Annotated in this window: 14 protein-coding genes; 5 read left to right on the top strand and 9 right to left on the bottom strand. The window is 63.5% G+C overall.

Annotated features, from left to right (window positions below; genetic code table 11):
* The first annotated feature begins 7 nt into the window (after positions 1 to 7).
* Genes HMPREF2807_RS11095 through HMPREF2807_RS11105 form a run of 3 tightly spaced genes read left to right on the top strand, consistent with a single transcriptional unit; the run spans position 8 to position 2,500 of the window.
* On the top strand, positions 8 to 856 hold the full coding sequence (locus HMPREF2807_RS11095; protein ID WP_070512889.1) for a ParA family protein: 849 nt from the start codon (positions 8 to 10) through the stop codon (positions 854 to 856).
* A 6-nt stretch (positions 857 to 862) separates the two neighbouring features.
* Positions 863 to 1,918, top strand: coding sequence for a ParB/RepB/Spo0J family partition protein (locus HMPREF2807_RS11100; RefSeq protein ID WP_070512894.1), 1,056 nt, complete (start codon positions 863 to 865; stop codon positions 1,916 to 1,918).
* Positions 1,919 to 1,924: 6 nt separating this feature from the next.
* Entirely contained in the window at positions 1,925 to 2,500 is a 576-nt protein-coding gene (locus HMPREF2807_RS11105) for a hypothetical protein (RefSeq protein ID WP_070512896.1), read from the top strand.
* Between the two features lie 158 nt (positions 2,501 to 2,658).
* Here the strand turns inward: HMPREF2807_RS11105 and HMPREF2807_RS11110 are convergent, their stop codons facing one another.
* The 9 genes from HMPREF2807_RS11110 to HMPREF2807_RS11150 all read right to left on the bottom strand — a co-directional run bounded on the left by HMPREF2807_RS11110 (position 2,659) and on the right by HMPREF2807_RS11150 (position 15,336).
* Complete coding sequence (locus tag HMPREF2807_RS11110; RefSeq protein ID WP_070512899.1) at positions 2,659 to 3,843, bottom strand: N-acetylmuramoyl-L-alanine amidase; 1,185 nt, start codon at positions 3,841 to 3,843, stop codon at positions 2,659 to 2,661.
* A gap of 65 nt (positions 3,844 to 3,908) precedes the next feature.
* Positions 3,909 to 4,232 (bottom strand): thioredoxin, encoded by a 324-nt coding sequence (gene trxA / locus HMPREF2807_RS11115; RefSeq protein ID WP_046648711.1) that lies wholly within the window; start codon positions 4,230 to 4,232, stop codon positions 3,909 to 3,911.
* Between the two features lie 7 nt (positions 4,233 to 4,239).
* Positions 4,240 to 5,166 carry a thioredoxin-disulfide reductase gene (gene trxB, locus HMPREF2807_RS11120; protein ID WP_049155640.1) on the bottom strand — a complete coding sequence of 309 codons (927 nt, stop codon included), beginning with the start codon at positions 5,164 to 5,166 and terminating at the stop codon, positions 4,240 to 4,242.
* A gap of 54 nt (positions 5,167 to 5,220) precedes the next feature.
* Positions 5,221 to 5,763 carry an RNA polymerase sigma factor gene (locus HMPREF2807_RS11125; protein WP_070512901.1) on the bottom strand — a complete coding sequence of 181 codons (543 nt, stop codon included), beginning with the start codon at positions 5,761 to 5,763 and terminating at the stop codon, positions 5,221 to 5,223.
* A 138-nt stretch (positions 5,764 to 5,901) separates the two neighbouring features.
* A complete protein-coding gene (gene pepN, locus HMPREF2807_RS11130; RefSeq protein ID WP_070512904.1) occupies positions 5,902 to 8,412 on the bottom strand; it encodes an aminopeptidase N in 2,511 nt (836 codons plus the stop codon).
* Positions 8,413 to 8,598: 186 nt separating this feature from the next.
* On the bottom strand, positions 8,599 to 9,132 hold the full coding sequence (locus tag HMPREF2807_RS11135) for a YceI family protein (RefSeq protein WP_070512907.1): 534 nt from the start codon (positions 9,130 to 9,132) through the stop codon (positions 8,599 to 8,601).
* Positions 9,133 to 9,343: 211 nt separating this feature from the next.
* Positions 9,344 to 12,586 (bottom strand): murein biosynthesis integral membrane protein MurJ, encoded by a 3,243-nt coding sequence (gene murJ, locus HMPREF2807_RS11140; protein WP_070512909.1) that lies wholly within the window; start codon positions 12,584 to 12,586, stop codon positions 9,344 to 9,346.
* A 9-nt stretch (positions 12,587 to 12,595) separates the two neighbouring features.
* On the bottom strand, positions 12,596 to 14,737 hold the full coding sequence (locus HMPREF2807_RS11145) for a hypothetical protein (protein WP_070512912.1): 2,142 nt from the start codon (positions 14,735 to 14,737) through the stop codon (positions 12,596 to 12,598).
* The gene (locus HMPREF2807_RS11150) at positions 14,734 to 15,336 is read right to left on the bottom strand and encodes an NUDIX hydrolase (RefSeq protein ID WP_046648718.1); all 603 of its coding nucleotides are present in this window, start codon (positions 15,334 to 15,336) and stop codon (positions 14,734 to 14,736) included. The genes HMPREF2807_RS11145 and HMPREF2807_RS11150 overlap by 4 nt, the downstream gene beginning before the upstream one ends.
* 28 nt (positions 15,337 to 15,364) lie before the next feature.
* Here HMPREF2807_RS11150 and HMPREF2807_RS11155 point away from each other — a divergent pair, with 28 nt between their 5' ends.
* Both HMPREF2807_RS11155 and HMPREF2807_RS11160 read left to right on the top strand, forming a co-directional pair.
* Positions 15,365 to 16,798 carry a CCA tRNA nucleotidyltransferase gene (locus HMPREF2807_RS11155; protein ID WP_049155621.1) on the top strand — a complete coding sequence of 478 codons (1,434 nt, stop codon included), beginning with the start codon at positions 15,365 to 15,367 and terminating at the stop codon, positions 16,796 to 16,798.
* 2 nt (positions 16,799 to 16,800) lie between these two features.
* The gene (locus tag HMPREF2807_RS11160) at positions 16,801 to 17,400 is read left to right on the top strand and encodes a YqgE/AlgH family protein (RefSeq protein ID WP_070512915.1); all 600 of its coding nucleotides are present in this window, start codon (positions 16,801 to 16,803) and stop codon (positions 17,398 to 17,400) included.
* Positions 17,401 to 17,422: the final 22 nt, after the last annotated feature.

Genomic DNA, 17,422 nt, shown 5'->3' on the forward strand with positions numbered 1-17,422 from the left:
AGACGGCATGACTCATCCTCGTCTTATCACCATCGCGAACCAGAAGGGTGGCGTGGGTAAAACCACCTCCGCCGTCAACCTTGCCGCCGCGCTCGCTGAGGCCGGCAAGAAGGTCTTGGTGATCGACTTGGACCCGCAGGGCAACGCCTCCACCGCGGTAGGCGCGGAGCATACCTCCGGCACCAAATCCAGCTATGAGGTCCTTTTGGGTGACTGCAGCGCGGACGAAGCAATGCAGCGCTGCCCCGACGATGAGAACCTCTACTGCATCCCTGCCACCATTGATCTGGCCGGCGCTGAGATTGAAATGGTTTCTCTGGTCCGCCGCGAGTTCCGCCTCTATGACGCCCTGCACAACGGTTTTCTTGAGGAGCACGGTTTCGACTACGTCTTCATCGACTGCCCGCCCTCCTTGGGCCTGCTCACCATCAATGCGATGACGTGTGCGGAGGAAGTCATCATCCCCATCCAGTGCGAGTACTACGCGCTGGAGGGCGTTGGCCAGCTGCTGGGCAATATTTCCATGATCCGGGAGCACCTCAACGAAGACCTTCACATCTCCGGCGTGCTGCTCACCATGTTCGATGCCCGCACCAAGCTGGCTGAGCAGGTGGCCAATGAGGTGCGCGAGCAATTCGGCGCCGTCGTTTTGGGTAATGTCATCCCGCGTTCTGTGCGCGTTTCGGAGGCGCCGGGCTATGGTAAGACGGTTATCGCTTATGACCCGTCGTCGACAGGCGCCCGCGCCTACTCCGCCGCCGCGCGCGAGCTGGATAAGCGTGGGGACTACACGCCACACCCCACCACGGGTGCCATCGGCGTGAGCCCAGAGATTTTCGCGGAATTGGAAGGATAGGACATCGTGGCAGATAAGAAGGCAGACCAGAAGCCGGAGCAGCGCCAGGGCGGACTAGGCAAGGGACTGGCCGCTCTCATTCCGTCTGGCCCGGGTGCTCCCTCCCGCAAGCCGCGTCTTGGGGATTCGGCGGCTGACATTATCCTCGGCGCATCCGCCGGCACTCCTAAGGATGGCGGCACGAAAAGGGTGCAGGGTGCGCCGACCATCCAGCAGTCCACTGGCTCGAAGAAGCGGCAGGCGAAACCTTCGGTGATTGGTGCGACGTACCGGGAGATCTCCGTCGGGGACATCATGCCCAACCCGAAGCAGCCGCGTTCTGTCTTCGACGAAGATGAGTTGGCGGAGCTGGTCCACTCCATCAAGGAGTTTGGCCTGCTGCAGCCGGTCGTTGTGCGCCCCGCCGAGGAGGGCGGCTTCGAGCTCATCATGGGTGAGCGCCGCTGGCGCGCCTCCTCCAAGGCGGGCCTGGCCACCATCCCGGCCATTGTGCGCGATACCAAGGATGATGATCTGCTGCGGGATGCGCTTCTGGAGAACATCCACCGCGTGCAGCTCAACCCGCTGGAAGAGGCCCACGCCTACCAGCAGCTGCTGGAGGAATTCGGCGTGACCCAGAACGAGTTGGCTGATCGCATCGGCCGCTCCCGCCCGCAGGTCACCAACATGATTCGCCTGCTCAAGCTGCCGGTCAGCGTGCAGAAGCGCGTCGCCGCTGGCACCTTGTCCGGTGGCCATGCCCGCGCGCTGCTGGGTCTGCCGGATGCCGAGGCCATGGAGCTCATTGCGAACCGCATCGTGGCCGAGGGCCTGTCCGTGCGCGCCACGGAGGAAGCCGTCACCCTATACAAGCGCGACGGCAAGCCGGCCGAGCCAAGCAAGAAGCCTGCCGCCCCGCAGCCGCAGTTCTTTACCGATTCCGCTGAACGTCTGGCCGATCGCTTTGACACCAAGGTCACCGTCACCATGGGCAAGCGCAAGGGCAAGATGGTCGTCGAATTCGGCGACCAGGAAGACTTCGAGCGCATTCTGGCCCTCATTGAGGGCAAGGAAAGCAGCTAGTCCACCATGCTTGTTCAGGCCGTCAAGGAAGGTGTTGCCATCAACCCCTTGGCGGCCCGATCCATCTTTTGGGAGTTGAAGACCACGGCCGCTGATCCTGTCTTCGAGAAGGAAGCATGGATCAGCGCCACGCTGCTGCGCTGTGGCGAGTGCGGTTTTACCGTGGGTGATGAGGCCACAGTGTTCTTCTGCCCGCCCGATCTTGCCCCCGGTGCCGCGAAGCTGCCCACCTCCCCCGTCTCGGAGGACGCGGTGCTGGTGTCCTCGCTGTTCGTGAAGTCGCATCGCGCGGCGAAGGGCTTGGAGGCGGTGCTTCTCGATGCCACCATTATGCACCTCACTTCCCGCGAAGCCAGCGCCGTTGAGGCCTTTGGCTTCCGCGATGCCCGCGCTGCCGAAGATCTTTTGCGGGGCAAGCCCGGCCGTATTGGCTTACTACCGGTAGAAACACTGGAGTCAGCTGGCTTCATGGTGGTGCGCGATCACCCCATCACGCCGCGTCTGCGCCTCGAGCTGCCCCCTGCCTTCGATCTGCTGACCGCAGCCGCTGTGGAGGACCTCCTCGCCCGCGCCTTGGCCTAGATACAGGATGGTTCTAGTAAGAAGGTTCTACTCAAACGGTTCTGTTGGGGGCAAGGGAACCTTTTGGAAAGTCCTAGAAGGTTTGTTTGGGGGCAAGGAAACCGTTTGACTGGAACCATTTGAGGGGAACCGTCTGGGACGGCACCCCCTAGGCTCCATTAGGAAGAGCGCTCCGCGCGCAGGAGCTCGTCGAAGCGGTACGTGCCGGTCACGGCGGTGTCGTCGTCGAGGAGGTAGAGGCGCTTGACGGAGACGACGATGGCCTCGGCGATGTCATCGCGGCACTCTGGGTTAGTCAGAATCGCCACGTCCTTCGGGCTGGTCAGGTAACCCAGAACTACCTGCACCACCGGCATCTGCGTCAAGCGCAGCAGCGCCCACGTGCGGCCGTGGTTGCGGCAGTTGCCCAGCTCGGTACGGGCAACGATTTCGCGCTGGATGAAGCCGGAGAGCGTCTCCCCAATGAGGGAGGAATTGCCGGACTCAGAACCGAAGTAGAAGGTGGCTACGCCATTGGCTTTTTCCGTGGGGTACTCATCGCAGGCGAGTGAAATGACCAAGTCAGCGCCAAAGGCATTGGCGATGTCGGCGCGATCGTGGATGGAGGGATCATCGGTACGCGGGCGGGAGATGATGGTCTCCATGCCGGCGGCAATCATGCGGCCGGCGACGCGCTCGGCTAGATCCCAGAGGATCTCTTCTTCCGTGATGTCGCCATAGCGGCCCTTGACCGTGCGGCCCTTGTTGAAGCCGCCGAGGCTGGGGTCGATCACCACGCGCTTGCCCGCCAGCTTGGGCCCCGCGTTGCGCACGCGCTCGCGCTCTTGGATATTGTGCGCCGAGCCGCCCGTGATCCGCCGACCCAGCAGATTGAGCGCGTTGATGGTGGCCGGGCCGCAAATGCCATCGCTGCGCAGGCCGGAGTTCAGTTGGTATTCCGCCAGCGCCGCGTAGGTGCGGGCCCCAAAATGGCCATCGATGCGTTCTTGGTAGAAGCCGAGTTCCTGGAGCTGTTGCTGCAGCTGGGATACATCATCTCCCACCTGCACGTTGCCCGGTTCATAAGCCAGTACCCGCGCGCCTAAGGTGTAGGAAGCCTGACGCAGCTCACGCAAAGTAAGGTCATCAATATCGCCGCTGGGCACGATGCCGCGGGATTGCTGGAAGGCTTTGAGCACTTGCGCCAGCTCGTTATCAAAGTACTTATCGGCTTCGGAATACTTCTGCTTCTTCCAGTCGGACAAGGTCCCCTGGTAGTCAGTCATCAGGCCGAGGCGGGCAAGGGTTGCGCGTGCTTCGGCGACCCGAACGCTCTGGTCACCTACACGTAAAACGCGGTTCACACCTACCCCTTTCGTGATCAAGGAGGCGCACCTTAGTGCGCCGTCAACGAGTTAAAGACTACCAGTTAGAGCTGCTTCTTTACCTGTGCCACGATGTCGGCCTTAGAACGCAGGCCAACGAACTCATCGACCTTCTCGCCGTTCTTGAAAATCAGGACGGAGGGAATGGACATGATCTGGAACATGGCACCCAAAGTGCGCTCTTCATCCACGTTGACCTTGACCACGGAGACGTCATCACCGAGCTCCTCGGCGACCTCCTCGAGGATCGGGGACAGCTTCTTGCACGGCCCACACCATTCGGCCCAGAAGTCCACGACGACGGGCTTGCCTGCCTCCACGACGTCGGCGCGGAAGGAATCAGTAGTGACGTTTTTAATGTTGCTCATGTGATCACTAACGGTTCTCGGCGAGGAAATGTTCCGCATCAATGGCCGCGCGGCAGCCGGAGCCCGCAGCGGTGATGGCCTGCTGGTAGTGGTCATCCACCAAGTCACCACAGGCAAAGACACCTGGCAGCGAGGTCTTGGTGGACGGCTGCTCTACCACCACGTAGCCAGCTTCATCGGTCTCTACCTGGCCGTTAAGGAAGCCGGAGCGCGGATCGTGGCCAATGGCCACGAACATGGCGGTCAGGTCGAGTTCACTGGTCTCACCGGTCAGCACGTTTTTTACCTCGAGGGCACCGACCTTGCCATCCTTCTCCAGGACGCGCTCGACGGTGGTGTTGGTCAGCCACTTAATCTTTGGATTGTCCTTGGCGCGCTCCAGCATGATCTTGGAGGCGCGGAAGTTCTCCGAGCGGTGAATAATGGTGACGGTCTCGGCGAACTTGGTGAGGAAGGTAGCCTCCTCCATGGCGGAATCGCCGCCGCCGACGACGGCGATGTTGTGGTCCTTGAAGAAGAAGCCATCGCAGGTGGCACATGCGGACACGCCGCGGCCGGTCAGCTCCGATTCGCCCGGAATACCCAGGTAGCGCGGAGCGGCACCGGTAGCGAGGATGACAGCACGGGCTTCATAAACCTCGTCGCCCACGTGCAGCTTCTTCACCTCGCCTTCGAGCTCGACGGAATCTACGACTTCCATGCGCAGGTCGGCACCGAAGCGGATGGCCTGGGCGCGCATCTCTTCCATGAGCTCAGGGCCCATGATTCCCTTCTGGAAGCCCGGGTAGTTCTCTACCTCGGTGGTGTTCATGAGTTCGCCACCGTATTCAAAGCCCTCGAAGACGATGGGATTGAGCTCGGCGCGTGCTGCGTAGAGCGCTGCGGTGTAGCCGGCGGGGCCGGAGCCGACGATGGCGACATCGTGGATAGTCACTAAAAACTCCCTTGAAACGATAATTTTTAAGTAAGACTCAGATTCTACTCGCCCTCAGTTTATCGCCGCACGCAACACTTGCCGAGCCCGGGCTCGGCGCGACTTCACCGTGCCCGGCGCAACCCCCTGCACCTTGGCCACGGTATCGATGGGATAGCCAGCCACGTCGGTGAGGTACAGCGCCTCGCGCTGGTCCTCGCGCAAGGTTTCCATCGCTTGGGCCACCGTGATGCGTTCCGCCAGGTTTTCGCTGGGGTTGTGTGCGAGCGCATAGTTGCGGTCATCCTCAATGATCTCCGCATCCAGGGATGCGTTCTCTCGGTTCGATCGGTGGTTGAGGAAGTCATAGCCGGAGTTCATCACCAGCCGGTGCAGCCACGTACTCAGGGTGGCATCGTGTCGGTAGGAGGCCATATTGCAGCTGGCCTTGAGCAGGGCCTCCTGCACGATGTCCTGCGCATCATCATCGTTGCGTGTGTAGCGCCGCGCCATGGCGGTCAGGCGCGCGCGGTGCTTCTCGACGATTGCCGAAAAAGCCTTAGTATCTCCGCCAATGAAGGCGTCGACGAGTTCACGATCGGTCGGCTGTGCTGACACTAAGAATCCCCCCGGAAACTTGAGCAATGACATTTGGGTCAACACAGCCCCCAGCCGAAGCCGATGGTTTGTGATTGTCCCCCCGTTAATGTGTCTGCGAGTTTACGGGAAGATTCTTCTGTCCGCTACGCGAAGCGCTTATTGCGCGGCACGGACGCGTTGCGCGCGACGCAGCGCATCCTGGCATTCCAGCAGCACGCGGCGCAGCGCACGTGGGCGCTCGGTGGCCAGGAACTCGCTGGTGGCGGCGTCGGCCATTGCGAGATCCGGGTAGAGCCCGCGCACGAGGCGGTTGGCAATTTCGATGGGGTGCTCCTCCCACAGCTGAGACAACGAGTCGAAGTATTCCTGGGCAAAGGCCTCGGTGAGGTGGGCCGAGCGCGGCGCGTTGAACGCCGCGAGCAGGGAATCCACCTCCGCGTTGGAGTACTTACCCGGCGTGCGCACGAGGTCGAAGACTTCGCGCTTGAGCTCGGCAGACGGGAAGGCGTGGGAGGCGCCCAGGTAGGCGGCGGCACCGGTGAGCGTGTTATCGCGCTCCTTCTCCGCCTCGAGCTCCTCGGCGCTGACGGCATCGCGGGCGGCCAGCGCGCGCAAGATGGCCCAGCGGATGTCCGGGTCGAGGGCGAGGCCGTCGAGGGAGCCGTCGTAAAGCGCGCGCAGGCGCTGCGTGCCGGACTCCGCCGGGGTGGCGGCAAGTGCCTGGATGGCGGCGCGGGCGACGGTGAGCTGTGCGTCGGAGCCTGCCGGTGCTTGCTGTAGCACCTCCCAGAGGCGCTCGGCGTAGTCGGCGCGAATCTCCTCGCGAGCCTCCTCGCCCACAAAGTGGTTGATGGCATAGGCGGCGTTGGCGAAGGCCGTGGTCAGAAGCGTCGGGTTGGACTCCGCCGGAGCGTGCTTCAGCACGGTGTCGAGGTAGGAGCGCACCGGCCACTCGCCATCGCGGGTGAGGTTCCACAGGGAGGTCCAGATGACCGCGCGGGAGAGCTCATCCGGAACGTCAGACAGGCGCGTGCGAATGGTCTCCAAGGAGGTCTCGTCGAAGCGGACCTTGGCGTAGGTGTGGTCGCCGTCGTTCAGCAGCAGCAACGCCGGCGCCTGAAGCCCAGAAGCCTCGTCGAGGATGGTGCGCTCGCCCTCCAGATCGACGTCAAGGGTGGCGTATTTGTTCAGGGAGTCATCGAATAGCGTCACGTTGAGGCGGTGCGGGCGCGTGGTGTCTTCGGCCTCGACCACGATGGCGAGCTCGTGAATCTTGTCGCCGTCCGTGTGCAGTTCCGGGGTCAGCGTATCCGGGCCCCACGTGCGCAGCCAGGCGGTGGACCAGGCATCGAGGTCGCGGTCGGTGTGCTTCTTCAGCGCCTTGAGCAGGTCCTCGAAGGTTGCGGCAGCAAAGGCGTGCTCCTGGAAGTAGTCGCGCGCGCCGGCGTAGAAGTTCTCGCGGCCCACGTAGTGCACCAGCTGCTTGAGCACCGCCGCTCCCTTGGCATAAGTAATGCCGTCGAAGTTCTGGCGCGCGGCATCCACGTCCGGGATCTCGGCCTTGATCGGGTGCGTGGTGGGCAGCTGATCCTGCAGGTAGGCCCAGTTCTTGCGCTGGCCTGCGAAGTTGACCCATGCCTCGGTGTAGTCGGTGGCATGCACCGAGGAATCCGCGCCCATGAACTCCGCGAAGGACTCCTTGAGCCACAGGTCATCCCACCACTGCGGGGTGACTAGGTCTCCGAACCACATGTGCGACATCTCGTGCAGGATGGTGTTCGTGCGCCCGGCATGCTGCGCGCGGGTGGCGGCGGAACGGAAGAGGTAATGCTCCGTAAAGGTCACCAGGCCGGGGTTCTCCATCGCACCCAGGTTGTACTCCGGCACGAAGATGGAATCGTACTTGCCCCACGGGTAGGGGTAGCCGTAATTGCTGTGGAAGAAGTCCATGCCCTGCGCGGTGACCTGCAGGATCTCATCATCCAGGTACTCCACCATGGAGGCGCGGGCAAAGGCGCGCAGCTCCACTTCCAAGGACCCATCGGGTGCGGACCAGGTGCTGTGCTTCTCGACGTACGGCCCCGCCGCAAACGCCGTTAAATACGTCGAAAGCAGAGGCGTCGGCGCGAAGTGCGCTACTTCCCTGCCCTCGGTCTTCTCGCGGCCAACCTCCGGCTGGTTGCTTAAGAGCTGCCAGCCTTCCGGGCCGGTGAGGTGCACCTCGTAGCTGGCCTTGAGGTCCGGCTGGTCAAAGCACGGGAAGATGCGGCGGGCATCGGAAGGCTCGAGGTGCGAGTAGAGGTACGTGGTGTCATCGGCTTGGTCGTGCATGCGGTGCAGGCCCTGGCCAGTGCGGGAGTAATAGGAGGAGCCGGTGATCTCCACGGTGAGCTCCTCCCCCACTGGAAGATTGCGCAGGTACACCCGTCCGCCGTCGAAGGTGTTCTCCACCTCCTCGCCGTTGACGCGCACTGAGTGCACGGCCTTGCCCAGGTAGTCCACGAAGGTTTCGGGTTCGGTGGTGGTGAATGTAATACGTGAGGTGACCTCGTAGGAATCGGCGTCGGTTGGTGCGCTCGTGACGTCGAGGTGCAACTCGTAGGTGCTCAGGCGCAGCGCGGCGCTGCGGGCGGAAGCTTCAGCATGGGTGAGGTTTGCGGTAGTCATGCGCTACATCTTAAACGTCACTGCGGTGCGTATCACAGGTAAGCCGCCCGGAGTTGTTTCAGAGTTGTTTATTACTCCATTGTTGTCCCTCTAGTTGTTAAAAAGTTGTTGCCCGCAGTACCGAAATGGGCACTACGGGCAACAACTTAGAACTACTTCCTACGGTGAGGTTTCGCGCTTTATGGCTTACTGCTTAATCGCAGAAACCTCGAGCTCGATCTTGATCTCCTCGGAGACCAGCACGCCGCCGGTCTTCAGCGGGGCGTTGAAGTCGATGCCGAAGTCGAGGCGGTTAATGGAGGTCTTGGCCTCGAAGCCCAGGCGAGTGTTGCCGAAGGGATCCTCGGCGACGCCGGCCTCGTCTACCTTGAAGTCGACAGACTTGGTGGTGCCCTTGATGGTGAGGTCACCGGTGACGGTGCCCTCGCCTGCCTCGTTAACGTCGAACTTAGTCGCGGTGAAGGTCATCTCTGGGAACTTCTCAACGTCGAAGAAGTCCTCGCCCTTCACGTGGGCATCGCGGTCAGCGCTCTTGGTGTCGATGGACGCGGTCTTCACCGTGGCGGTGGCGGCGGAGTCAGCAATGTTCTCCCCTACGGTCAGGGTGCCGTCGAACTCGTTGAAATTGCCGCGCACCTTGGTGATCATGGCGTGGCGGGCGACAAAGCCGATGGTGGTGTGTGCCGGGTCCAGTGCGTACGTTCCTGCAGTGATAGTCATGGGGGTTCCTCAGTTCTCTAGTTTGTTGACGTGACAACAACAATTATACGCCCCTCCCCTTATCTGTCAAGGGAAGAGAGCGCAAGAACTACAAAGCCCCAGACCTGCAACCCGAAACCTGCAGGTGGGCGTCGTCAAGCGCGTTGCACATCTGAGTCAGCGAGCAGGGAGTTGCGGGATCGAGGTCTGGGGAAATGCGTGAGGAGGTGCGTTAGTTGGTGGGGATGCCCACCAGGGTGGCCTCCTCCAGCGTGACGGAACCGGACTTGGGCATGTCAGTAAAGAGGATGAGGGCGCCGTCGAAGGCCACGGGCTTCTTCTTCAGCTCGATGTCCTGGCGTGCGCTGGTCAGGGTGCCGTGCGCGAGTTCGGTGAGCGTGCCGGATTCCGGATCCGTGGGATCGAAATCCTTGGTATCCACCCCGTAGACCACGTACTTCGCGCCGATGGAATCCTTCTGTTCCAGCGGTAGCACGTGCAGCTGCGTGGGCTTGTCAATGCTGAGCAGAAGTCCGGATTCTGCTTCCTTCGTGGTCCATTCGCCCGTGACCTCCTTGCCCTCCGGAACGGACGTGCTCTTGACGTCCTTGAACAAGACCGGCGGGACGTTGGGGAACGTGGCCTCCGTCGAGGCTTCGCTCTTGGTCACCACCGGGGAAGTCTTTTCGTTACCCACCTGGGAGAGGATCCAGACGCTCAGCGCGGCCATCGCCACGACGAAGAGGGTGGCAAGAACGCCCAGCACGATGGTGCCGGAGCCTGAGTAGCCGCGGCCGCCGAAGCCCGGTGCGGGGCTCGGGTCCTCCTTGCGCGGGGTTTCCTCCACTGGAACCTGGAGGGTTTCCTCGCCCTCTTCGCCATCGCCGGCGAAGGCCGCCAGGCGGTGAGCGATGTCCTCGAGATCGGAGTCCTCGCCCTCTTCGGCATCGGCAGCAATCTCCTGCAGCACCTCCGGGGTGGGCTTGGTGGACTCCACGAGGAGCGAGATGGCGGAGGCCAGCGCCGAGCGGTCCGTCTCCTCATCGTTGCTGTGCAGTACCGCGGGGAAGGCCAGCGTGGCAACGCCCTCGGTGGAAATGCGGATGCGGTTGCGGTTCTCAATACCCAGCACGAGGTTCGCCGCGTGGGCGGCGGCCGTGGTGCGCACCAGCGGTACCAAGGCGTGGGCCACGGCGCGCGGATCGAGGTCCTTGTCTTCCGACACCGTCTTCAACGAGGTGCCCTCGACCCAGTCCGCCACGACGAGGCAGCCCTGGCGGTAGGACAGGATATCGGTGTTCTCCGCCACGGCATCCAGCTCCATTTCCGCCAGGCGGCGCGTGGCGCGGGAGACCTCTGCGGAGCGGCGGGCGGCCACGGCCGGGGTGGCCGGAGCCATGGGTGCCTCGCCCGTGGTGTCCACGAAGGTCAGCGATACCAGGCGTCCGGTGGCCTGCTCGCGGGCCTTCCAGAAGCGGGTACCCGCGGCAGAGCCGTAGTCCTTGAGGAGACGGAAGCGGCCATCGGAGACCGGGGCGCCCGGCACCAGGCGTGGACCGCGGACGATACCGGCGGACATCGGCGGTGGTACCGGCGAGGAGTTGAAGGCATCCACGCTGAAGATGGGCTGGAACTCCAGCTGCTCCGGGGCTTCGACCTCGATGGCCTCGGCATGCTCGATCTTGATGATGCGGGACATGCCGGGGATGCGCTGCAGCTGGCGGCCAAGGTTGATGACTTCCGGTAGGCCCGAACGCGAGAGCACGATGCCGGTCACGATCACGAAGACCAGGCCCACGACGGCCAGCTTGAGTAGGTACACAAACGGCGGAACCTCGGCCGGGAGCACGAAGTTGATGCCGTAGTTGAAGGCGTAAGCAACGACCAGGCCCACGATGGAGGCCAGCACCGACCACACGGTGGTGGCGATGACCGCGCGGCCGCCAAGGCTGCCCAGCTTGCGCTTGAGCAGGAAGCCGCCGATGACTGCGCCAGCCACGAAGCCGAAGCCGTTGGCCGTACCCAGCAGGATGACCACGCGCTCCGGGGAGTCCGCCACGTGCGGGGCCAGCAAGGAAAGCACCACCTTGGTCAGCGTGATGCCGGCGATGATGAAGGTGGGGGTCCACGCTTCCTCACGCGCGTAGAACACGCGCAGGTGTAGCAGCACCAAGGCATAGGGGATCAGGGTAAAAGCGGAGAAGCTCAGCGTGAGGCCGAGCAACTCGGCCGCATCCGCGTCGAAGGCGCCGTACTGGAAGAGGCCGCGGGCAATCGGGATGCCGAAGCCCGTCATGAAGATGACGATGGGGATCAGCGCGATAAACGTCAGCTTCGTGCCGAGCGTGAGATCCCGAACCACGGCCTTGACGTCACCGTCCGCGGCGTTGCGGGACAGTCGCGGCATAATCGCGGTCAGCAGGGTGACACCAATGACGCCGTAGGGCACCTGCAGAAGCAGCCAGGCCTGTTGGTAGGTAAAGGGCGCACCTTTATCGGCATGCGCCGCCACGCGGGAGGTGATGACATAGCCCAGCTGGGAAATGGCCACGTAGGCCACAATGGCCAACGCCATGCCACCGAACTGTTTGAGCCGGTCATCTAGGCCCCAGAGCGGCTTGAGGTTGATGCCTGCCTTCTTGAGGTACGGGAACAAGATGAGGCATTGCACCACCACGCCCGCCGTGGTGCCGAGCGCCAAGAGCAGCACGTGCCCGTCCGTGATCGGCGAGGGCGCATTGGGATGTAGGCTGCCCGGCACCAGCTGATAGGCCACGAGCACCGAGATCGAGATGATGTTATTGACCACCGGCGCCCACGCACCCGGCCCGAAGATGTTCTTGGTGTTGAGCACCGCTTGGAAGAGCGCGAAGAGCCCGTAGAAGAAGATCTGCGGCAGCAGCAAATAGGCAAAGGAGGTGGCCTGCACGGCGTTGACCTTGCCGTCCTCCGGCAACATCATGCGCGTCAGCTGCGGGGCAAAGATGCAGGAGAGCACCGTGATCGTCGCCAGCAGGGAGAAGGCCAGCGTGAAGAGGCGGCGGACGAAGGCCTCGCCGCGGTCGGAGTCTTCCTTCTCCGCGCGTACGAGCACGGGCACGACGAGCGAGGTGAGCACCGCGCCCAGCACGATCTCCGTGATGAGGTTGGGCAGCTGGTTCGCCGTGGTGAAAGCGGAAGAAATGGCCGGGCCCAGCGAAGAGCCAATGAGCACGTTGCGGATGAATCCCGTGATGCGGGAGATCATCGTCGCGATGGCCATCGAACCGGTGGCGCGCACAACGGCGCGGTCGGAGTTCTCTTCGCCGGGGGACTCACTCGGGGCCGAGGCAGACTTGCCCTTCAGTCCCGAACGGTCCTCGAGTTCGTCGTCGACAGCAACGACGCCACTCGGCGCGCGCTTTTCCGGGACCGGTGCCGGCGGCGAGGGCGTGACAATGCGTCGACGGGCACCAGACATAGGTTCATGTGTCATAGAGAAAAACTATCCGTGAGACTTCTTTTTCTTCCGCTTACCTAGCCGGAACAGGGCGGCAAGGACGAGGGCGAGCGCGGCGATTGCGCCGACTCCATAGACGCTAACGATACCGGCACGCGTCTGCACCGTGATGTCGATTGGATCCGAAATGAGGTGCTCAGATGGTGTTGCAAGCCACAGGCGCAGCGACATCTGGTCAACGTTGCTGGGCAGGTCAGCGGTCATGGACACGGTAATAGATCCCTTGGCCGGGATGTGAATCAAGTCCTGCGTGTTTAACGTGGCGCCGTCGGGGGCGTCGTAGGCTAGGTGGGCGTCGACAGGCAGCGGCAGGCCGTTCTCCGCCACGATGAGCAGCGGCGATGACTCCGAAACACGGGTGTAGACGTTGCCCGGCGGGATGAGGGAGACGGAGGCGCGGAGCTCACGCAGCATATCCGCGTTCTTCTCCAGCCGCGTGCGGCTCTGCTTCACCGAGGGCGTAAAGCCATGCAGGCTGGAGCGGTCGGTAGCGCTCAGCGCCGTGAGCAGATCGCGGCGCAGGGGTGCCGTGAAGTCGTAGCGCGTCATGGCGATGCCCGGATCGTTGACCATGATGGACATCAGTTCGTCGGTATAGCGCGCTTGCTGTGTCACCTGCGTGATTTCGGCGTCGTGAAAGGCCGCGGGATCCGGGTAGGGGCTGCCGGGAGTACCGCTGCCCTCCCCCACGTCTAGCGCGGTGACGGGGCGCGGCTGCAGGCGCCCAGAATCGAGGAGCCTCTGCGCGGTCTCCATCACCGCGCGCGCGGCGGCAGGGTCTTGGTAATTCGGCAGCTTGGCCACGGTCTCCTCTTGCGCAGACGCCACGCTTATCGACGCTCCCGCCGTCAGCGCCCGCGCCTGCTCGGAATCCATGGAAAAGTCATAGCGCAGCTCCGGGTTGGAGTACCCGGTGGTCTGCGGCTTCGAACCGGTCTGGGCCAACAGCGCGCCGAGGGAGGCATCAAAGGTGGCGGCCTCACCCGCCCACTCGGAATTATCGGCCACCAACAGCGGGACGGGTACTGCATGTTCGCTCGTTCCGGAAGCCGGCGCGGTCAGCTTGGTGCTGAGCGGTGCATCGAGAACGCGCTCGACGGTCGCCGCGCCCTGCTCGAAGGCCTCGTGCGTGAGCCACTCATTGCCCACTTTGGCCACAGCGTCGGTATCCGCGTTGGCCCATGGCATGAGCATGCGGCAGTCCACCTTCTTGAGCTTCTCTAGCCACGCGGCGGCGTCTTGGGCACCCGCGCCCGGTTCACCGCGATCGGAATCGGACTGGGTGAACCAGGAGTCGCGCAGGCGGGTGGGGCGTTTGGCGATAGATGGGCGGGTCTCGTTGACGGTGTAGCCGGCGGACATGCGGTCGGCGGCGTCGACAAGCGCGGGGTCCAAGGCCACGCAGCCGGAGCCGTGCAGATCATGCTTCAGGTAGGCATCGAGCAGCTGATCGAGGCGCCCGCCCGGCGAGAGCTGCTCTGCCAGCTGCTCGCTTTCTAAGATGAGCTCCTCGCCGCCGGTATCACCTGGAACCACGTCCACTTGGGCGGTGATGGGATAGACCAGGGAAAAGGAATGCTCGCCCTCCTCTTCGGCATCCGGCTCTTCTCCTTGGAAATCCAGGATCGTCCGCTCCTCCGCGAAACTGGCCGCTTGGCCGTCGCGGGTGCCGGTCAAGGTAAACAGGAGCGGGTACGCGCCGGGCTCCGTGATGGCCAGGGTCGAGTCCTCCCCCAGAGCGGTGGGCACCTTGACGGTGACGTCGCGGCTCTCCCCCGGTTGGAGCGTCCCTGCGCCGAGCGAGGCCCCATAATAAGGAAAGGATCCTGCGGCCAGCTCTTGGCGGGCCTGCGTAGTGGAGGTCACGGCAGTGCTGCGGCGGGAGGTGATCTGAAGATCATCAACGGCGCTCTCGGTTGGGTTGTGGATGCGCAGCTGCAGCTCCAGCGTCTCCCCTACCCGCGCCTCGCTCGCGCTGAGCAGGCTCAGCTCCAGCTCATCAGGTCCGCGGGAGCCGAGCCAGTAGTGGGAGTCGGTGATCCCAGTATCGAGGGTTTCCGCCTGGGCCACGGGGACGGTGCAGCCCACCGCCAAGGCCGCGATGGCCGCCGCTGCGCGCCAGCTCACCGCGGGGTCGCCTTTCCTTCGGCAGCTTCCTTTCGCGCGAGATCCGGAAGAAGGTCGTGGGCGATGCGCGCCAGCTTGCGCTCGTCGGCATAGGCCAGGTGCTCGATGAGCTCGGAGACCGGGATCCAGGACACCTCCGTGACCTCCGGGTCCTCGTCGTTCATGATGCCATCGACAAAACGCAGCAGGTGATGGTGCACGGTCTTGTGAATGCGCACGCCATCGGAGACGAACCAATAATCAATCATGCCCAGGTCCGCGAAGACCTCGCCGTGGATGCCGGTCTCCTCCCAGACCTCGCGCTCGGCGGTCAGCTCCTTGGCTTCGCCGTTTTCCACATGTCCCTTCGGCATGGACCACAGCAGGCGCCCGCGGCGGTCCAACCTGCCGATGAGCGCCACATAGATCTGTGAGAGGTCTACGTTGCCGTCCTCGTCGACGGCCTCCGCCAATCCGGACACGACGAGTCCGCCCGCGGACGTCTCATCCCGCGTGGTCATGCGGTTGGTGGACGTGCGCTGGGGGCGTCCCGTGCGGTGGTTCCGGTGGCCCGCGCCCCGCCGGCGGCGGCGCTTGGACCCTGGCGTGTTCTTAGTCATCCCTGCTAATCGTAGTAGACTTCGATCCGTGAATTTTCAGGACACTCAGCTAATCGGCGTTCTCGCCCGCGCGGACGCCACCGTCGCCCGGCTCAGTGGCCTCTTAAGCGGCCTGGTGGAACGCTTTGCGCTTCACGACGCCCCCCTCTACCTCGTCGGCGGCTCCGTCCGCGACGCGCTGCTCGGCCGCCTGGGCAACGATCTCGACTTCACCACCCCGGCCCGGCCCGACGTGGTCTATTCCATTCTCGAGGAGTGGGCGGAGACCGTATGGGATACCGGTATTGACTTCGGCACGGTCTCGGCGGCCTATAAGGGCCAGCAGATCGAGATCACTACGTTCCGCTCAGATAGCTATGACGGGCAGTCCCGCAACCCCGAGGTCATGTACGGCGATACCCTCGAGGGCGATCTCGTGCGCCGCGATTTCAAGGTCAACGCCATGGCCATCGAGCTGCGGCCCGACGGCACCCGCGAATTCCACGATCCGATGGGCGGCCTCGAAGACCTGGCGAATCGCATCCTCGATACCCCAGATGCGCCGGAGATTTCCTTCCACGATGATCCCCTCCGCATGCTCCGTGCAGCGCGGTTTGCGGCGCAGTTGGAGTTTGACGTCGCCCAGCGCGTGCGCGATGCCATGACCAACATGGCGGGCGAAATCCAACGCATCACCGTGGAGCGCGTGCAGGTGGAACTCAACAAGCTCATCTGCGGTGTCGCGCCATGGAAGGGCATTGACCTGCTCGTTGACTCCGGGATTGCTGATTATGTTTTTCCGGAGATCCCGGCTTTGCGCATGGCTCCCGACGAGCACGCGCAGCACAAGGACGTGTACGCACACTCGCTGACCGTACTGCGCCAGGCCATGGAGCAGGAGGAAGACGGTCCCGATCTCATTCTTCGGTGGGCCGCCCTGCTCCATGACATAGGCAAGCCGGATACCCGCGACACCACCGACGGCAAGGTGAGCTTCCACCACCACGAGGTGGTGGGCGCGAAGCTCACCCGCAAGCGCCTGCGCAAGCTGAAGTTCCCCAAGGCCACGACCGAGGACATCGGCCAGCTGGTCTACCTGCACATGCGTTTCCACGGTTTCGGCGATGGCCAGTGGACCGATTCCGCTGTGCGCCGCTACGTCACCGATGCCGGCGATCTCCTTCCGCGCCTGCACAAGCTCGTTCGCGCTGACTGCACCACCCGCAACGAACGCAAGGCCCGCCGCCTGCAGCGCACCTACGATCAGTTGGAGGAGCGCATCGCGGATATCGCCGCCAAGGAGGATCTTGCACGCGTGCGCCCGGATCTCGATGGCAACGAGATCATGGAGATCCTCGGCCTTGAACCCGGCCCCGAAGTGGGCCAGGCCTGGTCTTACCTCAAGGAGCTCCGCCTCGAAGAGGGGCCCCTCGAGCGCGAGGTGGCTATTGCGAAGCTGCGCGAGTGGTGGAATTCTAGATAGGGATGTACGCAGACAGACTTTTCAACGCCCTCGAGCGCAACGATCCCGCCCCTGGCCAGCTCCTTGTGGCGGCGCCCGACACTCTCACGCCCCACTACAACCGTTCCGTCATTCTGATCACGGAGCAGCACGCCGGGCGTACGTATGGCGTGGATCTAACCAACCGCTCCGAGGTCGCCCTCTTCAACGTCATGCCGGAATGGGTACCCGTAGCGGCCAAGCCGCAGGCCCTCTACATCGGCGGCCCGCACAACCAGCAAGCGGCCATCGGTGTGGCGCTGACCCGCCAGGGCGTGGACATTGAGAAAGAGCCTTCGCTGAATCGCCTCGCCCCGCGCGTGGCGCTCGTCGATCTGCGCGTGAGCCCGGAGGACGTCACCGATCTGGTGGAGGGCATGCGCTTCTTCGCTGGTTTCTTTGAGTGGGGCCCGGGCGAGCTGGATGAAGAAATTGACCGTGGCGAGTGGTACGTGGCCCCCGCCCTGCCCCAGGACGTGGTCTCCTCTGGCTCGACCGATACGTGGTCGGACGTCATGCGTCGCCAAGCCATGCCCCTGCCGCTGTTTGCGACCTTCCCGCGCTACATCGATGAAGATAATTAGAGCTCTTCGTTTCTCCCTGCGC

The organism is Corynebacterium sp. HMSC074A09 (genome assembly GCF_001811545.1).
Lineage (GTDB): Bacteria > Actinomycetota > Actinomycetes > Mycobacteriales > Mycobacteriaceae > Corynebacterium > Corynebacterium hiratae.

Bases quoted from the DNA above. Each gene is read 5' to 3' on its own strand.
- murJ (WP_070512909.1), bottom strand. From the start codon at position 12,586: ATGACACATGAACCTATGTCTGGTGCCCGTCGACGCATTGTCACGCCC.
- pepN (WP_070512904.1), bottom strand. From the start codon at position 8,412: ATGACTACCGCAAACCTCACCCATGCTGAAGCTTCCGCCCGCAGCGCC.
- HMPREF2807_RS11105 (WP_070512896.1), top strand. From the start codon at position 1,925: ATGCTTGTTCAGGCCGTCAAGGAAGGTGTTGCCATCAACCCCTTGGCG.
- HMPREF2807_RS11135 (WP_070512907.1), bottom strand. From the start codon at position 9,132: ATGACTATCACTGCAGGAACGTACGCACTGGACCCGGCACACACCACC.
- HMPREF2807_RS11160 (WP_070512915.1), top strand. From the start codon at position 16,801: ATGTACGCAGACAGACTTTTCAACGCCCTCGAGCGCAACGATCCCGCC.
- trxA (WP_046648711.1), bottom strand. From the start codon at position 4,232: ATGAGCAACATTAAAAACGTCACTACTGATTCCTTCCGCGCCGACGTC.
- HMPREF2807_RS11095 (WP_070512889.1), top strand. From the start codon at position 8: ATGACTCATCCTCGTCTTATCACCATCGCGAACCAGAAGGGTGGCGTG.
- HMPREF2807_RS11150 (WP_046648718.1), bottom strand. From the start codon at position 15,336: ATGACTAAGAACACGCCAGGGTCCAAGCGCCGCCGCCGGCGGGGCGCG.